We start from the raw sequence: 17,288 nt of genomic DNA on the forward strand, positions 1-17,288 counted from the left end.
AAATTAAGCGATGTGTTCACCGACAGATTGCTAGGAAAATTAACTGAACGGTTTCCAACCTGCTAACAAATTTGGGTAAGCCCTTGGTGTGGGGAAAATTTTCTGGAAGCCAGTTTGTCGCTCTTGTGGCTTTTCTTTGCTCATATTCCAGAGGCTTTCATAGAAAAAGAAGGAGACACCAGCAAAGTTGCGATCGCGGATTTTTTGTACTTGTGTCTGAATCTGTTGCATCGGCACGGATCTATTTTTCAACCCAGCCAAAATGCCTACACTCACTGGAATATGGCTCTTGGCCGCTTTCACTTCTGGATACTCTAATTCACTAACAAAGACATTCAAATCATCTCGATATATCTGCAAAACTAAGTCTTCAATGATTCCCAGCCGTTCCCACTTTTGCCAGTCTGCTAAAAAGAAGTCGTAGGAAAAACGTTGAGGATTAGGAGCAACAGAAACTAGGCAATCTTTTTTAGTAGCTTTGATGCTTTTAAATACCCGTTTCATAAACTCTGTAATTTTGTTAGCTCTCCAACTTACCCATTCTGGATCTTGAAAGTTTTTCGAGGGAGCTTGACCACGGTGTTCTTTTTTATAAAGTGCCACCGTATAGGCATCGTACCCTAATTCTGATGGTAAGCCAAAATGGTCATCAAATTGAATCCCATCAATATTATAGTTTCTGACAATTTCAACGATTAAATCTTGGATGAACTGTTGTACTTCTGGGCGAAAGGGATTTAGCCAAACGCGATTATGTTTGCCTTCTTTAAGAATCCGAGTTCCATCACGACGACTGGTGAGCCATTGGGGACGATTTTTAGCTAATAGAGAATCTGCTGGTGCCATGAAGCCAAATTCAAACCAGGGAATCACCGTTAACCCTTTTTGATGTCCCACATCAACAATTTCTTTGAGGATATCTCGCCCTTGCAGTCCGGGAGTCGGATCGAGCGATCGCCCGATAACTTTTTGGGCAACTTTGCTAGGATACAATGTATACCCCCAATTCCAAACTGCCGGATATATAGTGTTAAAATTGAGTTCGTCCAGGCGTTGCAAAGATCCCTTGAGGCGATCGCGCTCAAATAACACATCACTATCAATATTTGTTAACCACACCCCCCTTAACTCAGCTGCGGGTGTTGGCGGCAGATTAATTTGAGCGTTCAATGGGAACGATAGGATCACCGTAGCTACCACGCTCAAGGTAAGCATAACGGCAAACAAAAGAGACTTTCTGCTTTGGCGAATATTCCCCCAAGAAGGAAACTCAACACACCACTTTATAAACCTTTTCATCATTATTTCAAATGTCTGTGTGACTGAAGGAAACATAGGCATGATAACTAATGCCAACTTCGTCGTCACTCTTGGCAATGCCACCTATTAGGTGGTGATTGTTATAACTTTTATCATGCTGCGCCATCTTGTGTCTAAATATTTACTTTATAAATGGTCTCTAAATCTAAATTTTGAGCAAATCTTAGTTATTCACGTAATATTACGGTAGTAAATCCTATGCTATTGGTATAATTTATAGCTAACTATGATATTAAGTTTTTCTGTTTTACCTCAATAAAAAGAGGTTTTAATTACCAATTAAATTTAGGCAAGGAAGCATATATCTAAATATTCGCTTCTGATTTAGTGTTGTGTTCCCAAAGTCTTAGATTCGAGTCAACAGTTAAAAGTTGCCAAATTTTATTTACTAACAATAATCAGGGTGCAACTGCGAGAAAACAAAACTTCTCAAACCTAAACTAATTGTGCAAAGGAATTGTAAATGCCAACCAACACAGCGCCAATACTGGACAACAAGGGTAATCCCACACTGGCCGCCATTACCCAAGATGTAACCGACATCGATAACCTCGGTACTCTAGTTTCTGCCATCCTTGCCACAGGTGCAGGTGGCAACCCGATTACTGATGCAGACACAGGTGCAGTGGAGGGAATTGCTGTCATTGGTATAGATAATACCTACGGCATTTGGCAATACTCCACAAATGGGGGTAACAACTGGATTAATTTCGCTGTGTCCGCCACTTCTGCTACATTGCTCAGAGATACAGAAAAAGTCCGTTTTATCCCCAACGCTGGTTACAACGGTACGGCTAAAATCACCTTTTGTGCTTGGGATGCTTCAGATGGCCACGCTAGTGGCACTACTGGCGTCAATCCCGGTGTTGGTGGGGGCACAACAGCCTATAGTACTGCTACAGATATTGCTACCATTGCGATCGCACCTCTCGTAGGATTAAGACCCTATTCCATCGTTACAGGCGACTTTAATAAAGACGGAAAATTGGATTTAGTAACGGCAAACAAGTCCTCCCAAAGCGTTTCGGTGCTTTTAGGAAAGGGTGATGGCAGTTTTAACCCTGCCAGCAACTTTAGCGTGGTTGGATTCAACGGCTTAAATCCCTATTCTGTCGCTGTAGCCGACTTCGACAAAGACGGAAAATTGGATTTGGTAACGGCAAACAATGTCTCCAATAACATTTCGGTGCTGTTTGGAGATGACAAAGGTACTGGTAGCTTTGGGCCTGCGATCAATTTTGCTTTGGAGTCAGCTTCAGCACCCACATCCGTCGCAGTGGGCGACTTTAACAAGGATGGAAAATCTGACATAGTAACAGCAAATAATGCTTCCCAAAATGTTTCAGTGCTGTTGGGAGATGGTAATGGCGGCTTTGCGACTGCCAAAAACTTTAAAGTTCCAAGCCGTCCGACTTCCGTCACAGTGGGCGACTTTAACAAGGATGGAATATCTGACCTAGCGGTGACGAGTTCTTACTTCAATAACGTCTCAATCTTGTTGGGAAAGGGTGATGGCACTTTTAACTCAGCCACCCAATTTGATGTCGGCACAAATCCTCATTCTCTCATCGTAGGCGACTTCAATAAAGACGGTAAATCTGACTTGGCGGTGGCGAATTCGGATTCTAACAATGTCTCGGTGGTGTTGGGCAATGGTGATGGCACTTTTAAACCTGCCACCAACTTTAATGTCGGGTTGAATCCCGTGTCTCTGACAGAGATTGACTTCAACGGGGATGGAAAATCTGATTTAGCAGTCGCAAATGCAGACTCCAACACGGTTTCAGTGCTGCTAGGAGATGGCACTGGCAGCTTTGGAAATGCCACGAATTTTAACGTAGGCACAACACCCGATGCTGTCACCATAGGCGACTTCGACAAAGACGGTAGATTTGACTTGGCGGTGGCAAACAGTGAATCTAGAAACGTTTCGGTGCTACTTAATAATTCCGATGATCCTGTTGTTCCCGTTCCCCCTCAGCCGATACTGATCAACGAAATTCTCTTTGATCCCCCAAGTACAGATGGCCCTAAAGAATATATCGAACTGCGTGGTACTCCTGGTGCAACTCTAGCACCTGGGACTTATCTAGTTGGTATTGAGGGTGATTCTGGCTCCTCCAATCCTGGCAATGTTCAAGATATTTTTAATTTGTCTGGTAAGCAGTTTGGAAGCAATGGGTTGTTGGTTCTGTTACAAAAAAGCAATCCTTATGTGAATGTAGTCAACCCCAATGCAAATGTAGTAACTAATACTGGAACTGGAGCCGGATGGGGAAGTGGAGCCTCAAGTTCAATCAGTCACACTGGTCAGGCGGGGGCAACTGACATAGAAAATAGCTCTGTTAGCTTTTTCCTCATTCAAGCTACTACTGCACCCACACTTAGCAATGATATTGACTCAAATGACGATGGTATTGCTGATGGTACTGTGTACTCAAATTGGACATTGCTAGATTCAGTTTCCGTTTTAGATGGCACATCTACTACAGATAGAGCATATAGCTCGATTGTATTTAGAAAAGGTACCACTGGCGGTTCAGTTCCAGCTAATGCCACAGTTGTTGATACCTCATTTATCGCTGGATATGTAGGACGTTCAGGTAATACTACAGGTTCAACAGCCTCGGATTGGGTAGCAAGTGCAATCACCACAGGCACAGCCCCAAATTTGGCATTAGGTACTGTTGCTAACACATCACCTGCAAACTTTGCTGAACAACCATTGAATCATATTGGGGATACTAACTTTGCTCCTGGTGCTAATCTCAATTACGCCATTTCAACTGCTACCCCAACTGTGATTGAAGGTAATAGTAGTAGCAAAATTGTCAGTTTCACCGTGACTCGCAGTGGTAATACTGCCGTTGCCACTACCGTAAATTATGCCTTGGATGGCACGGCAACTTCTGGCAGCGACTACAATAACATTAAAGTTGGAACTGCAACAGGTAGTTTATCTGGGACTTTAAAATTCGCCGTTGGGGAAACAACAAAGACCATTTCACTCAATGTTCTGGGTGAAAAGGTGACTGAAGTTGACGAAACCATTAATCTTAACCTGAGTTACCCCAACCAAACAGCTGCGATCGCTCCTGGTACAATCACCATAGTTGATGATGACACCATTCCCACTATCTCCATCGCAGATAAAACTGGCAACGAAGGCAGCGGTAATTTTGTTTTTACCGTCAAACTCTCCAATGCTAGCAGTAACGTCATTACAGTCGCTTACAATACTAGTAATGATACTGCGATCGCTAACACAGATTACACCCCGATCGCAGGCAGCCTGACTTTCAACCCTGGAACTATAACTCAAACAATCACCGTGCCGATTCTCGACGATTTCGTTGTTGAATCAAGTAAGCGTTTTTTTGTCAATCTCACTAACCCCACCAACGCCAGCATCACTGATAACCAAGCTAATGGTACGATTACAGACAACGATATAGCGGGTTTTACTATCTCTCCGACAACTGGACTCATAACTACCGAAACTGGTGGCACTGATAGTTTCAGTATTCGACTCACTAGCCAACCCACTGCTGATGTTATCTTAAATTTGAGTAGTTCCAAGGTGACTGAAGGTACTGTTTCAAATAGCGTTACCTTTACCGCTGCTAACTGGAATACGCCTCAAATAATCACAGTTACAGGTGTTAATGATGGCATTGCAGATGATAATATTGCTTACCAAATAATTACTGCCAAAGCCGTTAGTAGTGATGCTAAATACAACATTCTTAACCCTAACGATATTGATGTCGTTAACATTAAAAACGGCAACCAAGTTAATAGCATTATCACAGGTTCAGCCAAGGCTGATAACTTGCAGGGAACTAGCTCAGACGATCTGATTTTTGGCTTTGCTAGTAATGACATAATTGTTGGCGGCTCAGGAAATGATCAGATTTATGGCGGTTTAGGTGCCGATAATCTCACCGGTGGTGCAGGTAATGATACCTTTGTGCTTGCCAAGGGTGAAGGTAGAGATACTATCCAAGACTTCAACATTAGTCAAGATTTTATTGGCTTATCAGGTGGTTTGATTTACTCAGGTTTGTCTATTACTCAGAGCGGTAGTAATACCTTAATTAAGGTTACTTCCAATAACGAAAATCTGGCTCTGTTAACTGGAATTCAGGCATCAACTTTAAATGCTAGCCATTTCGTCATTTACTAGTACAGTATGGCGGAAGTTTACCTACCTTTAACAAGTTGCTCTGAGCAACTTTTTGCCTGTTTTTATTTCTTCAACAAGCCAACTCTCAAGTTTCAGGTTTGTTGAATCTGGTAATAGGTAAGTTAGCACCGACATCTAAACTCGGAATCGGCGGCAACTCCAAGTTAGGGGCAATCTTATCAGCACTCAGAAAACCAATAGCGTAGGTAGATGTCGTCTGCTAGCTGGTAGGAGTTATGGATTACTGTCGCGATGGCTTCATTTTTATACGAAAAATTTTCCAGAGATTGGGTCTTGTTTGAGGGATTGAATAAAATCCTTCAAAGTCATCATGCTGCCTGTTAAGGTGAACTTAGGAGTGCCATTTTGAGCAACGATTCTCACTTCACTGTCTTGGCTCTGAATCTTATTTTTAATGCTATCCCATAGAGTATCGAAGCTCTGATCATCCTTGCAACCATTGGCTTCAAGGAATCTTTGGCGCACTTCTGTTTTTAGGGCTAGTGCTTCCGCTGCTTGAGTACGTGCTTCAAAGTGCTTAACTACATCTTCATAGGCACTTTCCCTGAGAGTTTTGTTTTCAGCCTGAACTTGCTCTAACTGAGTTTTGCTGGCTTTCAGTTGGGATGCTAAAGCGGCTGATTTTTGATATTCAACTTTTAAAGCTTGCTTTGCATTGGCTAACAAGGTTTTATAATCTAGCTGATCTTGATCTTGATTTTTTTCGGATTGCATTTTTATCTCTCGAACAACAGATTTTCGGTGATAAACTCTCGTCAGTTATCTGACAAGAACTGGCGAGAGCTTAGTAAATATTCTCTGTGTTATCTAAGTATTAGTTATTTTACCAATAATGGTGATTCAGAGGTGGGATTCTCCTGGATACTACTCAAACAAAAACTAATGTGCGAACGAATAGCTCGCTCATAAACTCCAGTTTGCTGGGTGCGTACCCCTACAGCCTGATATATTAAGTTAACTTCTGGGAATTCAGACCAATACATCAAAAAAATGTCTTTAGCTGGAGTAATAATTTCATAATTATTCTCTTGTCTTTTCTTTCTGAGTTTACAATTATTTAGTTGTAATTTTTGTCTGAATAGTTGTTCAAATTCTGAAATTAAATCTGAAGTAGTTTTCATGGTTTATACACGTTAAAACGTGTTAATTATGCAAAGACTATCTGGTGATATTACTAAGTATGACACTTCAGATACCTCTTACAATATAGTGTATCAGTTATCGGGTATTTGAGAAGGGGATTCAGACGCAGGGGTAACTGGTTGGCGTAGCCTCTGTCTCCGTCACGCTGTTCGCGATCGCCGCAATCTGTTGAGCAGGATTTTACTTAGTACAAATGTGCTATTTATTAATTTATACTTACTAAAAGTTTGGCCGTTTGTTATTTTATGTCAGTGTAGCTAGTACAGGCGGGAGTTTGCCTACCTTTAACCAGTTGCTCAGATCAACTTGTCTGCTTAATTGAGATGGTAGCTGGATTTATACCAAGCTGTACTAGTTAGCAGAAACACCCTGTTATAATTACACCACTAAATCATCTTTGGGGTAAAGCCTTGGGAGGTATTCACTACCTACAGGCTACAGCCTGGGACTTCAAGACCCTCTGCAAAGCTGATTAATTCCAAGTACTCTGGATTTTCCAGCAACTTTTTGGCTGCTAGCAATCCGGCAACGCTCCAAGTTTGATAAATTCTGGCTTCTTTGCCAATTAAACGACCATTGTGGCCATCGTAGTATTCCGGGAATTTATCCTTAAATAAACGCCTTTCGGCAATGGCGATCGCTGCTTGGGCAAGTTCTGTTCGACCTGCTTTCAGTGCCGCAGCGGTAAATAACCACAGTAAAACGGGCCAGTTACCGCCGTTGTGATAAGACCAAGCCCTGTTCTTAGAATCACATCCTGTAACAATTCTCCATTCTAAACCTTCCAAAGCTGGAAAGCAGATTTTAACAGGCATATAGCCGATCAAGTCTTGCCAACGCTGGGCAAATAAATTCATAATGCTTTGAGATTCTTTTTCGCCGGCTAAGGAAGTTAAGATTGCCATCAGATTTCCTAGAGCAAAAAAGCGAAAATCTATCCGTCCCGGCCCCAGATTTCCCGCTAAATATCCTCCAGTTTCGGGCAACCACTCGGTCAACCAAGTGGGGATTGATTCTGAGTTGATGTTGAATTTATTAACAATTTCTTTACCAAATTCGTTATCCTTGTAACGATAGATTTCCCCCAATCGCTTCAGGTCTAGCCAGTAATAGTTGCGGATATGATATTTCAAAGATCCCAATCGCCTATTGACTTTGGCAACGTAGATATCGTCATCCCCATCTGGTAAAAGCAATTCACTAGCAGCCCTGAGGGACGCATAGAATAATACTTGAATTTCTAGAGGATGTTCGTAGACTCCCATGCGACGGTCAATCATAAACGCGCCATCGGGAACTAACATTGTTGGGTACATGGAAAAGCGATGTACTAAGCAAAGATCCAAAATTAACTTGATTCCTGCTTGAAAATCTGGCTGACGCGCCAGGGTTAAATCGCCTGTAGCTTTTTCATAAGCGCGTAGCAGGAGAATCCACCACATACAAGAATCAATTGGCGGAACACGAGCGATCGCCTGCTCACCAAAATCAGCGACCAAAAATTCCTCATTCCCCTTAGAATGTACTTTGAAACTTGCAGGCATTAATCCCGCTCCCGGTTCAAAGCAGTCTATCTGCTTTTCATGACTTTGTAATTTCAGTGTTTCTACTAAGAAGTTACGCACAATCTCTGCTTTGCCGTGCATGAGAAACACCAAGGCAGAAGGGACAAAATCGCGGAGGAAGCACTGGTCATAATTGAGTGCATCTGACTCCGGATCGTGGGCGGCTACAGTACCAATGGGTTTTCCCTGGTAATAAATTACCGATTCTTCCAACAATTCCCAGGCTTCTGCTTCCAGCAGACTGTTCTTATCAATCGCGCTAGTCATAGGCGTTTAATTCCACTAATGGTATGTATCGGCTCAATTGTGGAAAGTACGCAAACTTTACCTCAAGCTGACCAGTTTTCCTGGAAGTCAGCATATAGAGTCAATCCACCATCTACAAATAGCGTTTGTCCGGTGATGTAGGTGGCTTCATCCGAAGCTAAAAAAGCGACTGCGGCTGCAATGTCCTCAGTGTCTTTGCGGTAATTGATGACGATGCACCCTTGTTGAGCGAGTCTGATCGCGATCGCCTGACCGATACCTGACGTTGCACCTGTAATTAAGGTATTTTCCCCTTTTAACCCTATCATATTTCTCTCTAAGCTGCTTTTGGTTGAATTTGCAAGTCAGACAATTTGGGATTTATCCAAAATGTCTAAGTACACAGGTTCCTAAATTCGTGACCAATTCAGGGTTTAAGTTTAAACGCAGAGGAGGGCAAAGTTTGTTTGAGTCTATTCGCTACGAACTTAGGCAAAGCTGTACTAAGTATTACAGTCATAAAAAGAAACAAGGGAGAAAATTTTACTTCAACTCCCTTATCCCCTCTTAATAGGGCCACTTCCAATCGCGAATTTCCGGCACATCATCGCCGTACTTATCGATGTAGTGTTTGTGTTCGATCAGCTTATCTTGCATCTGTTGTTTGATATAAGCTGCCCTAGATCCTAGTTTGGGCACGCGATCAATTACATCAATTACCAAATGGAAGCGATCTAGATCGTTGAGAACAACCATATCGAAGGGGGTGGTGGTAGTTCCCTCTTCCTTATAGCCACGCACATGAATGTTTTTATGATTAGTGTGGCGGTAGGTTAGGCGATGAATCAGCCAGGGATAGCCATGAAAGGCAAAAAGAACCGGTTTGTCGGTGGTGAAAATTGTGTCAAAATCTTTTTCACTCAAACCGTGGGGATGTTCGGTTTTTGGCTGTAGTGTCATCAAATCGACTACGTTCACTACCCGCACTTTTAAATCCGGGAAGTGCTGACGCAGGATGTCTACAGCCGCCAAGGTTTCTAAGGTGGGAACATCCCCAGCACAAGCTAGGACTACATCTGGATCGCCGCCTTCGTCATTGCTTGCCCATTCCCAAATGCCGATGCCTTTGGTGCAGTGCTTGATAGCAGCATCTATGTTGAGATATTGCAATGCTGGCTGTTTTCCAGCAATGATGACGTTGACATAGTTGCGGCTTTTTAGACAATGGTCTGTTACCGACAGCAGAGTGTTGGCATCGGGGGGCAAATACACGCGAACGATCTCGGCTTTTTTGTTAAGTACATGGTCGATAAAACCGGGGTCTTGGTGAGAGAAACCGTTATGGTCTTGTCGCCAAACGTGAGAGGTGAGTAGGTAGTTGAGGGAAGCAATTGGTCTACGCCAAGGAATATGTTTGGTGGTTTTCAACCATTTGGCGTGTTGGTTGAACATGGAATCAATGATGTGAATGAATGCCTCGTAGCAAGTGAACAACCCGTGACGCCCTGTGAGGAGGTAGCCTTCTAACCATCCTTGGCAAGAAGTTTCGCTGAGAATTTCCATCACCCGACCGTCGGGGGAAAGGTGGTCATCTTCGGCGTAAATCTCGGCTACGGAAACTCTGTTCGTAACTTCCAATACAGGGTCTAGACGATTCGATGCTAATTCGTCGGGGGCAAAGATGCGAAAATTGCGACTTTCTTGGTTAAGTTGAATGATATCCCGCAGGAATTTGCCAGTCACTTTGGTAGCTTCCGCGATCGCCTTCCCAGGTTGAGAAACATCTACAGCATAGTCTCGAAAGTCGGGCATCTTCAGGTCATGCAGCAAAATGCCGCCGTTAGCGTGGGGATTGTCACCCATGCGTCGATGCCCTTTGGGGGCTAGTTCTGCTAGTTCGGGAATCAGTGTGCCGTTAGCGTCGAAGAGTTCTTCTGGTTTGTAACTCTTCATCCAATCTTCTAGGAGTCTCAGGTGGTCTGGCTGTTTAGCTATGTTACCAAAAGGAACTTGGTGCGATCGCCAAGAACCTTCAGTTTTTTTGCCATCCACTTCTTTGGGCCCTGTCCAACCTTTGGGGGTTCGCATGACAATCATCGGCCACTGGGGACGTTCCGTGAAACCATGTACACGGGCTTCCCTTTGGATACTTTGAATTTCGGCGATCGCTGTTTCTAGAGTCGCCGCCATCTGCTGGTGGACATCTGCGGGATCGTCACCTTCTACAAAGTATGGTTTGTAGCCGTAGCCTATAAATAAACTCTTCAACTCCTCATGGCTAATCCGTGCCAGCATCGTTGGATTAGCAATTTTATACCCATTCAGGTGCAGAATCGGCAGTACAGCACCATCACGTACAGGGTTAAGAAACTTGTTGGAATGCCAGCTAGTTGCTAAAGCACCTGTTTCGGCTTCGCCGTCACCGACAACAGCAGCAACAATTAAGTCAGGGTTATCAAAGGCAGCACCATAAGCGTGGACGAGGGCATAACCTAATTCCCCGCCTTCGTGGATCGAACCTGGAGTTTCCGGTGCAACGTGGCTGGGAATACCACCAGGGAAAGAGAACTGTTTGAAGAGTTTCTGGATTCCTTCAGCATCCTGGGAGATGTTGTGGTAATACTCAGTGTAAGTGCCTTCTAGGTAGGTGTTGGCTACCAGTCCAGGGCCTCCATGACCAGGGCCAGCAATGTAGATTGTGTTTAGGTCGTATTTTTTGATGATCCGATTCAGGTGAACATAGATAAAGTTCAGCCCTGGTGTAGTTCCCCAGTGCCCCAATAGTCTGGGTTTGACGTGTTCCAGCTTTAGGGGTTCTCTTAGTAGCGGATTGTCGAGTAGATAGATTTGCCCAACCGAAAGATAATTAGCTGCACGCCAGTAGGCGTTTATCTTTTGTAATTCTTCGTCTGTTAAAGGCTTTGTTTGTGGAATCGTTGCTAATGTCATTATCGACACTCCATTCCAAAAAGATTTTGACGGGTTCATCAGTAAGGAATTATACTTGTTTTCCAGATGATGGCCATCTACCCATAATGAATTTTTTCAGCCTTTGTGACTAAATTCCTTGGTTCTTGGCACAGGATGGAGAGCGGGGTCGCACTAGAGTTAACTGAAGAAGCAGACGATCAACAGCTTTGGAAAAAGACAGATGAACTGCGGCATCACGTAGACTTGCTTGTACGCAAGAATGTAGTTCCAGCAAAACCATTCCACATCTTGATGCTTCTTCAGTCTTTAGAGACAATAACCACACAGAGACTTGAACTTACTGCTTACGGACACTATTATCAGTATTTGATCTACCAAGCCCTACAGCGTGTTCATGAGACCTCTTGCAAAAGTCCATAACACCCCACCCCCAACCCCTCCCCGCAAGCGGGGAGGGGAGCGTTTGCTTTACTCAAATGCGGGGTGGGGTTCTTTATTTTTGATTTATGCAAGAGGTCTATGTAAAACAAACTGAGATTGATACATACCTCAATGTTTTATCAGAACTTGGAGGAGCAATTTTAGAGTCTCCCTCGGAAAGTCTAAATGAATCTGGCTAAAATGCATTCTTTAAAGAATACTTAAAGAATTTTCTTCCAGTTAGTCAAGACAAAGTGATTGATGATTTGGTCAATTCATTTATTCTGCAACGTTCAGAGACCGGTCTAAAGTTTCATTACCGTTATCTGTTTTACTTGTTTGCGGCGAAAAAATTGGCAGACTCTCTTCACAAAGGAGAGGAAGCTAAAAAACACAAAAATGAAATGCTGTGAAGCTATTGGTCATCTAACCCATGATGAATTTTCTCAGCTTTTGTGACCAGATTCCTTGGCTCTTGGCAGAGGATGGAGAGCGATCGCTATAACGGGCTGTTCGGTGACACTTATGAATTATGAATTAATCTGAAAGATTACCAGCTTTAAAAATCTGTTGGACAGTTAAATTTAACTCTGGAAATGTTAGGGACTGGATGCGGTTTGTACCCCTAAACTTGCTAACTTGATACTCACCTTCATCCAAAGAACAAACTAAGATAGTAGGTTGTTTTGGTTTGCCAATAAACTCTCTACCACCGAAAGCACCATAATCAACAAGCCAGTATTCATGAATTCCCATTTCCTCATAATCAGCATATTTTTTGAGGTAATCATCACGCCAATTGGTACTAACAACTTCAACAACTATAGGAATTTATCCGGGTTGACTAACAGTAGATTCTTTTTTCCAAAGAGGTTCGTTTATCAAATTAGGGCGATTCAACAATAGTACGTCTGGCGAGTAACCTGATTCATTTACAGGTGGTTTGACTAGTGCTGTCTTGGATATGAAGTAGGGGAGATTTAAACGGATACATTCTCTAGTTAGTTCAAAGGCTAAAAATCCTGTTACCTCTTCATGGTCTCCTAGAGGTTGAGGCATTTTAACAATTATTCCGTTATGCAATTCATCGCGTTTAGTCTCTGGTTTCCACTTGACAAATTCTTCAAAAGTTACGATTTTTGGGAAAGCTTGAGTCACGTCGCTTTGCTCCGAATTAAAAATTAAAAATCTCCATTCAATTAATCACCTAATTATTAATTTCCAATAACCCAGGCGGAGGTGTAATTTCAATGCGATTAGATTTCAAATCTACCACTGGGGCGATCGCTTCCACAAATGGAATCAAAACAGTCTTTTGCTTTTTGTCAGTAGCAAATGATTCATGCAACTTTACTTCTAACAAATCATTGCCAGCAGGGATAATGTCTACTACTGTACCCACGAGTTCGCCAGATGCTTGCATGAAGACTTCCAAGCCAATCAAATCGAGGACATGATATTCATCTTCGCTTAATTGGGGGCGATCGCTTGCTGGCACCATTAACGTACAACCGCGCAACGCCTCCGCCTGATCGCAATTTTCCACACCAGCTAATTTGATTACATACAAGTTTTTGTTACTGATGTAACGTCCTGTCAATAATTCGATTGGTTGCGGTTCTGTGTCACCAGAACGCAACAACCAACGTTTTCCCGGCACCTCAAATCTTTCGGGAAAGTCCGATACAGGATAAACCCGTAATTCTCCAGACAATCCTTGAGGGGAAACAATCTTACCAATTTCTAGCCAATTATCGAGATTGGGGGCTGGCGACTGGGGGCTGGCGACTGGCGACTGGCGACTGGGGGCTGGAGGCTGGGCATTTTTAATTTTTGAATTTCCTCGTACTCTCTTGCCTCCCTGGCCCTCTGCTTCTTTGCCTCCAATCTCTTTATTAGCTTCTTCGTGTTTCATTTCCATTTTTCCTACTAGTACAATACGGCGGAAATAAACCACCCATTCCAAATCAATGAAACGCTTACGCTGTATTCATTTTTAATTTTTAATTTTTAATTTTTAATTCCGCCTTGCGGTACTAGGCACTCACAGCCGCACGCTGATACGCTTCTTCAGCCACCTTTGCTAAACGTTGCATGGCAGTGGCAATTTCCTCATCGCTACCTGTGAGGCTGATGCGGAAGCATTGGTGCTTGTGCGCCCACTCTTCCTCTAAACCGGGGAAGAAGGTACTTCCAGGGACAATAATCACACCTACTTGCTTGAGGCGTTGGTAAAATTCCCAATCACTGATGGGTAAATCCTCTAACCACAACCAGGCAAAAATTGCTCCTTCACCGCGATGGAGGAACCAAGGTAAATTCTTGGGCATCGCTTGTTCTAAGCTGGTTTCTAAAACAGTAAACTTATTTTGGTAAAAGGGACGGATGACAGTGTGAGAAATCTCCACTAAGGCACCAGAATTGATTGCATAAGCTGCGATCGCTTGGCCGTAACGTGAAGAATGGAGACTCATATTTGCCTGAAAACACTCCAGCACTTCAATCCACTTTTCATCCCCAATCGCAATCCCAATTCTTTCTCCTGGTAATCCCGCTTTCGATAAACTCATGCAGTGGAGGATGTTATCACCAAACACGGGTGTCATTTCGGTAAAATTTAATGCTGGGAAGGGAGGCGCATAAGCCGAGTCAATTAACACAGGTAGATTGTAAGGCGCAGCTAGGGCGGCAATCTTTTTCACCTCATCATCTGTGAGGACATTACCAGTAGGATTACAGGGGCGAGAGAAGAGGACGCAACCCGTATTTTCTGTAATCGATAGTTGGCTAAAGTCGGGGCGATATTTAAATCGGTGGGCGGCGGCATCAATATCGAGAGTTGGTTTGTAAGCGATTAGGGCTTTTGGAACTAAGCAGATACCGCCGTAACCTGTGTAGTCAGGACTGAGGGGCAAAACGATTTGTTTTAACTCGCCGCTGGGGGTGTAACCACCGAAGCTATTGACAGCGTAGAAGTAGAGGCTTTGACTACCAGGGGTGATCAGGATATTGCGATCGCTTAAGTTTAACCCGTAGCGTTTGTTAAAATCATTAGCGATCGCTTCAACGAATGGTGCATAGCCCTGACTTGATCCGTAGCGGCAAACTACCTCACCATATTCTGGACTAGCCAAAAGCTGTGCAGTACAATCCCGCCATAATTGCTCTACCTCTGGCAAAATCAACGGATTACCAGCACTCAAATTAATAAACTGCTGCCCTGCACCCGCTCGTAATGTTTCGATAATATCCTTCATGATTGCTCTGACGCCAGTCAGGTTGGACATTTGAGCGCCAATTTGAGTTAGGGCAGGGTTCATAAGCTGTGACAAAATTTATTAATTCAGGGGTGGACAAATTATTTGGGGCTTGCTGCTGACATCAAGTTTACATTGTTGGCAAAGCAGTTCTTGCCGCCTTTAACCAATCTAGCTAGAGAATGATATTTTAACAAAGTAATATTTATCGTTATAGCGGCGATCGTGCTGAGTAAATACGATGAAGTGATACAAAAGTGTATCATGCGCTCAATATGTTTAAGTGAAATAATCCCCTGCTTCAGCATTGGGGAAAACGTCAAAAAACTATACAGGAGGGCTGACATTGCAAGTTAAAGCAGCAGTAGCTTACAGCGCAAGTAAGCCGTTGACGATTGAAACCGTTCACCTGTCGGGGCCACAAGCTGGTGAAGTGTTAGTTGAGGTGAAAGCAAGCGGGGTTTGTCATACCGATGCTTTTACCTTATCTGGTGACGATCCTGAAGGTTTGTTTCCGGCTATTTTGGGACACGAAGGTGCTGGTGTGGTAGTGGAAGTAGGCGCTGGTGTCACCAGTCTCAAACCAGGGGATCATGTAATTCCCCTATACACTCCCGAATGTCGCCAGTGCGAGTATTGTCTGAGTTTCAAAACTAATCTTTGTCAAGCCATTCGTTTAACTCAAGGACGCGGTGTTATGCCCGATGGCACCAGCCGCTTTAGTGTGGATGGGCAAATGATTCATCATTACATGGGTACATCAACTTTTGCTAACTATACGGTGCTGCCGGAAATCGCCTTGGCAAAAATTCGGGAAGATGCGCCGTTTGATAAGGTTTGTTACATTGGCTGCGGTGTGACTACTGGTATTGGTGCAGTCATTAATACTGCCAAGGTGGAACCTGGGGCAAATGTTGTGGTTTTTGGTTTAGGCGGTATTGGCTTAAATGTCATCCAAGGGGCGCGGATGGTAGGGGCAAATATGATTGTTGGGGTGGATATTAATCCCAGCAAACGCGCCTTGGCGGAAAAGTTTGGCATGACGCACTTTGTTAATCCCCAGGAAGTAGAGGGTGATTTGGTTCCCTATCTGGTTGATTTAACAAAAGGCGGTGCTGATTACAGCTTTGAATGTATCGGTAATGTTAAATTGATGCGTCAAGCATTAGAATGCTGCCATAAAGGTTGGGGTGTTAGCGTGATTATTGGTGTTGCTGGTGCTGGACAGGAAATCAGTACTCGTCCTTTTCAACTAGTCACTGGGCGCGTTTGGAAAGGTTCAGCATTTGGTGGCGCTAGAGGGCGTACAGATGTGCCAAAAATTGTTGATTGGTATATGCAAGGTAAGATAAATATTGATGATTTGATTACTCATGTGATGCCCATTGAGCAAATTAATGATGCTTTTGAATTGATGCACAAAGGTGAATCAATTCGCAGTGTAGTGACTTTTTAGCTATTAGATTCAAAGCTTTTTCTCAAAATACAATTAACTGTAGGGAAGATTGCTTATGGGTGTCAAGTTAAGCTAAAACACGAGAGAAAATTCTCGTTTCTAGCCTCTGGCTGGAAATGCATTAAAAGCGGCTCTGCCGCAAATTTAGCAGGCGGAGCCTGACGATAGGCATTCCCAGGCAGAGTCTGGGAACGAGAGAAATCTCTATCTAAAACATAATTATGAATTATGAATTTTTCAATTATGTAGACACTACAAACCTGAAAAACGGCAAAAAACCTGATGCAAAACTTCTATGAAGCAGACTTTTACAGTTGGACTCAAGAACAGGCTAACTTTCTGCGTCATCACCAATGGAATCAGCTTGATCTGCCCAATTTAATTGAGGAAATCGAATCTTTGGGAAGAAAGGAACGCCAAGAATTGAGAAATCGTCTTAGTATATTAATTGGACATTTGCTCAAATGGGAATATCAACTAAAGCAACGAAGTCGTAGTTGGTTGGCGACAATTAGAGTACAACGACGGGAAATTCTCAAGTTGCTGAACGAAAATCCTAGCCTCAAGCCTTATGTTGAAGAAGCACTCCCAGAATCATATCAAAACGGTAGGGATTTAGCATCTGGAGAAACAAATCTGCCACTCTCAACTTTTCCCAAGCAATGTTTATATCCTTTTGAGGAAATTCTGAGCGATCGCTTTTATCCGGGTGAGCCTGTCACAGATGATTTAATGGATTGACT

At 43.3% G+C, this 17,288-nt stretch carries 12 protein-coding genes and 2 pseudogenes; 5 read left to right on the top strand and 9 right to left on the bottom strand.

All coding sequences use genetic code 11. The annotated features are described in order from the left end of the window. Window positions 1–39: 39 nt before the first annotated feature. The gene (locus V7K62_RS07140) at window positions 40–1,299 is read right to left on the bottom strand and encodes a glycoside hydrolase family 10 protein (RefSeq protein ID WP_334863261.1); all 1,260 of its coding nucleotides are present in this window, start codon (window positions 1,297–1,299) and stop codon (window positions 40–42) included. A gap of 484 nt (window positions 1,300–1,783) precedes the next feature. On the opposite strand from V7K62_RS07140, the gene V7K62_RS07145 reads away from it, so the two are divergent. Next, complete coding sequence (locus tag V7K62_RS07145) at window positions 1,784–5,506, top strand: beta strand repeat-containing protein (protein ID WP_334863083.1); 3,723 nt, start codon at window positions 1,784–1,786, stop codon at window positions 5,504–5,506. Between the two features lie 264 nt (window positions 5,507–5,770). On the opposite strand, the gene V7K62_RS07150 is transcribed toward V7K62_RS07145, so the two are convergent. The 5 genes from V7K62_RS07150 to V7K62_RS07170 form a co-directional block, all read right to left on the bottom strand. Beyond that, window positions 5,771–6,241, bottom strand: a complete 471-nt coding sequence (locus V7K62_RS07150) for a hypothetical protein (protein WP_334863085.1) — start codon at window positions 6,239–6,241, stop codon at window positions 5,771–5,773. Window positions 6,242–6,345: 104 nt separating this feature from the next. Then, window positions 6,346–6,648, bottom strand: a complete 303-nt coding sequence (locus V7K62_RS07155; RefSeq protein WP_334863087.1) for a hypothetical protein — start codon at window positions 6,646–6,648, stop codon at window positions 6,346–6,348. A 450-nt stretch (window positions 6,649–7,098) separates the two neighbouring features. Beyond that, window positions 7,099–8,502 carry a glycoside hydrolase 100 family protein gene (locus V7K62_RS07160; RefSeq protein ID WP_334863089.1) on the bottom strand — a complete coding sequence of 468 codons (1,404 nt, stop codon included), beginning with the start codon at window positions 8,500–8,502 and terminating at the stop codon, window positions 7,099–7,101. 62 nt (window positions 8,503–8,564) lie between these two features. After that, window positions 8,565–8,810: an SDR family oxidoreductase gene (locus tag V7K62_RS07165; RefSeq protein ID WP_334863091.1), complete on the bottom strand. Its 246-nt coding sequence runs from the start codon at window positions 8,808–8,810 to the stop codon at window positions 8,565–8,567. A 238-nt stretch (window positions 8,811–9,048) separates the two neighbouring features. Next, window positions 9,049–11,430, bottom strand: coding sequence for a phosphoketolase family protein (locus tag V7K62_RS07170; protein ID WP_334863093.1), 2,382 nt, complete (start codon window positions 11,428–11,430; stop codon window positions 9,049–9,051). A 105-nt stretch (window positions 11,431–11,535) separates the two neighbouring features. On the opposite strand from V7K62_RS07170, the gene V7K62_RS07175 reads away from it, so the two are divergent. Beyond that, window positions 11,536–11,832, top strand: coding sequence for a hypothetical protein (locus V7K62_RS07175; RefSeq protein ID WP_334863095.1), 297 nt, complete (start codon window positions 11,536–11,538; stop codon window positions 11,830–11,832). Window positions 11,833–12,047: 215 nt separating this feature from the next. Next, window positions 12,048–12,245: pseudogene (locus tag V7K62_RS31490) on the top strand (STAND family AAA ATPase); the annotation flags it as partial. A 124-nt stretch (window positions 12,246–12,369) separates the two neighbouring features. Here V7K62_RS31490 and V7K62_RS07180 read toward each other — a convergent pair. The 3 genes and pseudogenes from V7K62_RS07180 to V7K62_RS07190 form a co-directional block, all read right to left on the bottom strand. Continuing rightward, window positions 12,370–12,990, bottom strand: a pseudogene (locus V7K62_RS07180) (Uma2 family endonuclease). A 49-nt stretch (window positions 12,991–13,039) separates the two neighbouring features. Then, entirely contained in the window at window positions 13,040–13,747 is a 708-nt protein-coding gene (gene rimM, locus V7K62_RS07185) for a ribosome maturation factor RimM (RefSeq protein WP_334863097.1), read from the bottom strand. 121 nt (window positions 13,748–13,868) lie between these two features. Continuing rightward, window positions 13,869–15,152, bottom strand: a complete 1,284-nt coding sequence (locus V7K62_RS07190; protein ID WP_334863099.1) for a valine--pyruvate transaminase — start codon at window positions 15,150–15,152, stop codon at window positions 13,869–13,871. 283 nt (window positions 15,153–15,435) lie between these two features. On the opposite strand from V7K62_RS07190, the gene V7K62_RS07195 reads away from it, so the two are divergent. Together V7K62_RS07195 and V7K62_RS07200 are read left to right on the top strand one after the other, a co-directional pair. Beyond that, window positions 15,436–16,545, top strand: a complete 1,110-nt coding sequence (locus V7K62_RS07195; RefSeq protein ID WP_334863101.1) for an S-(hydroxymethyl)glutathione dehydrogenase/class III alcohol dehydrogenase — start codon at window positions 15,436–15,438, stop codon at window positions 16,543–16,545. A gap of 282 nt (window positions 16,546–16,827) precedes the next feature. Continuing rightward, complete coding sequence (locus V7K62_RS07200) at window positions 16,828–17,286, top strand: DUF29 domain-containing protein (protein ID WP_334863103.1); 459 nt, start codon at window positions 16,828–16,830, stop codon at window positions 17,284–17,286. Window positions 17,287–17,288: the final 2 nt, after the last annotated feature.

It is taken from the genome of Nostoc sp., from assembly GCF_036917935.1.
Lineage (GTDB): Bacteria > Cyanobacteriota > Cyanobacteriia > Cyanobacteriales > Nostocaceae > Nostoc.

Bases quoted from the DNA above. Each gene is read 5' to 3' on its own strand.
- V7K62_RS07150 (WP_334863085.1), bottom strand. From the start codon at position 6,241: ATGCAATCCGAAAAAAATCAAGATCAAGATCAGCTAGATTATAAAACC.
- V7K62_RS07155 (WP_334863087.1), bottom strand. From the start codon at position 6,648: ATGAAAACTACTTCAGATTTAATTTCAGAATTTGAACAACTATTCAGA.
- V7K62_RS07140 (WP_334863261.1), bottom strand. From the start codon at position 1,299: ATGAAAAGGTTTATAAAGTGGTGTGTTGAGTTTCCTTCTTGGGGGAAT.
- V7K62_RS07165 (WP_334863091.1), bottom strand. From the start codon at position 8,810: ATGATAGGGTTAAAAGGGGAAAATACCTTAATTACAGGTGCAACGTCA.
- V7K62_RS07200 (WP_334863103.1), top strand. From the start codon at position 16,828: ATGCAAAACTTCTATGAAGCAGACTTTTACAGTTGGACTCAAGAACAG.
- V7K62_RS07190 (WP_334863099.1), bottom strand. From the start codon at position 15,152: ATGAACCCTGCCCTAACTCAAATTGGCGCTCAAATGTCCAACCTGACT.
- V7K62_RS07160 (WP_334863089.1), bottom strand. From the start codon at position 8,502: ATGACTAGCGCGATTGATAAGAACAGTCTGCTGGAAGCAGAAGCCTGG.
- rimM (WP_334863097.1), bottom strand. From the start codon at position 13,747: ATGAAACACGAAGAAGCTAATAAAGAGATTGGAGGCAAAGAAGCAGAG.
- V7K62_RS07170 (WP_334863093.1), bottom strand. From the start codon at position 11,430: ATGACATTAGCAACGATTCCACAAACAAAGCCTTTAACAGACGAAGAA.
- V7K62_RS07145 (WP_334863083.1), top strand. From the start codon at position 1,784: ATGCCAACCAACACAGCGCCAATACTGGACAACAAGGGTAATCCCACA.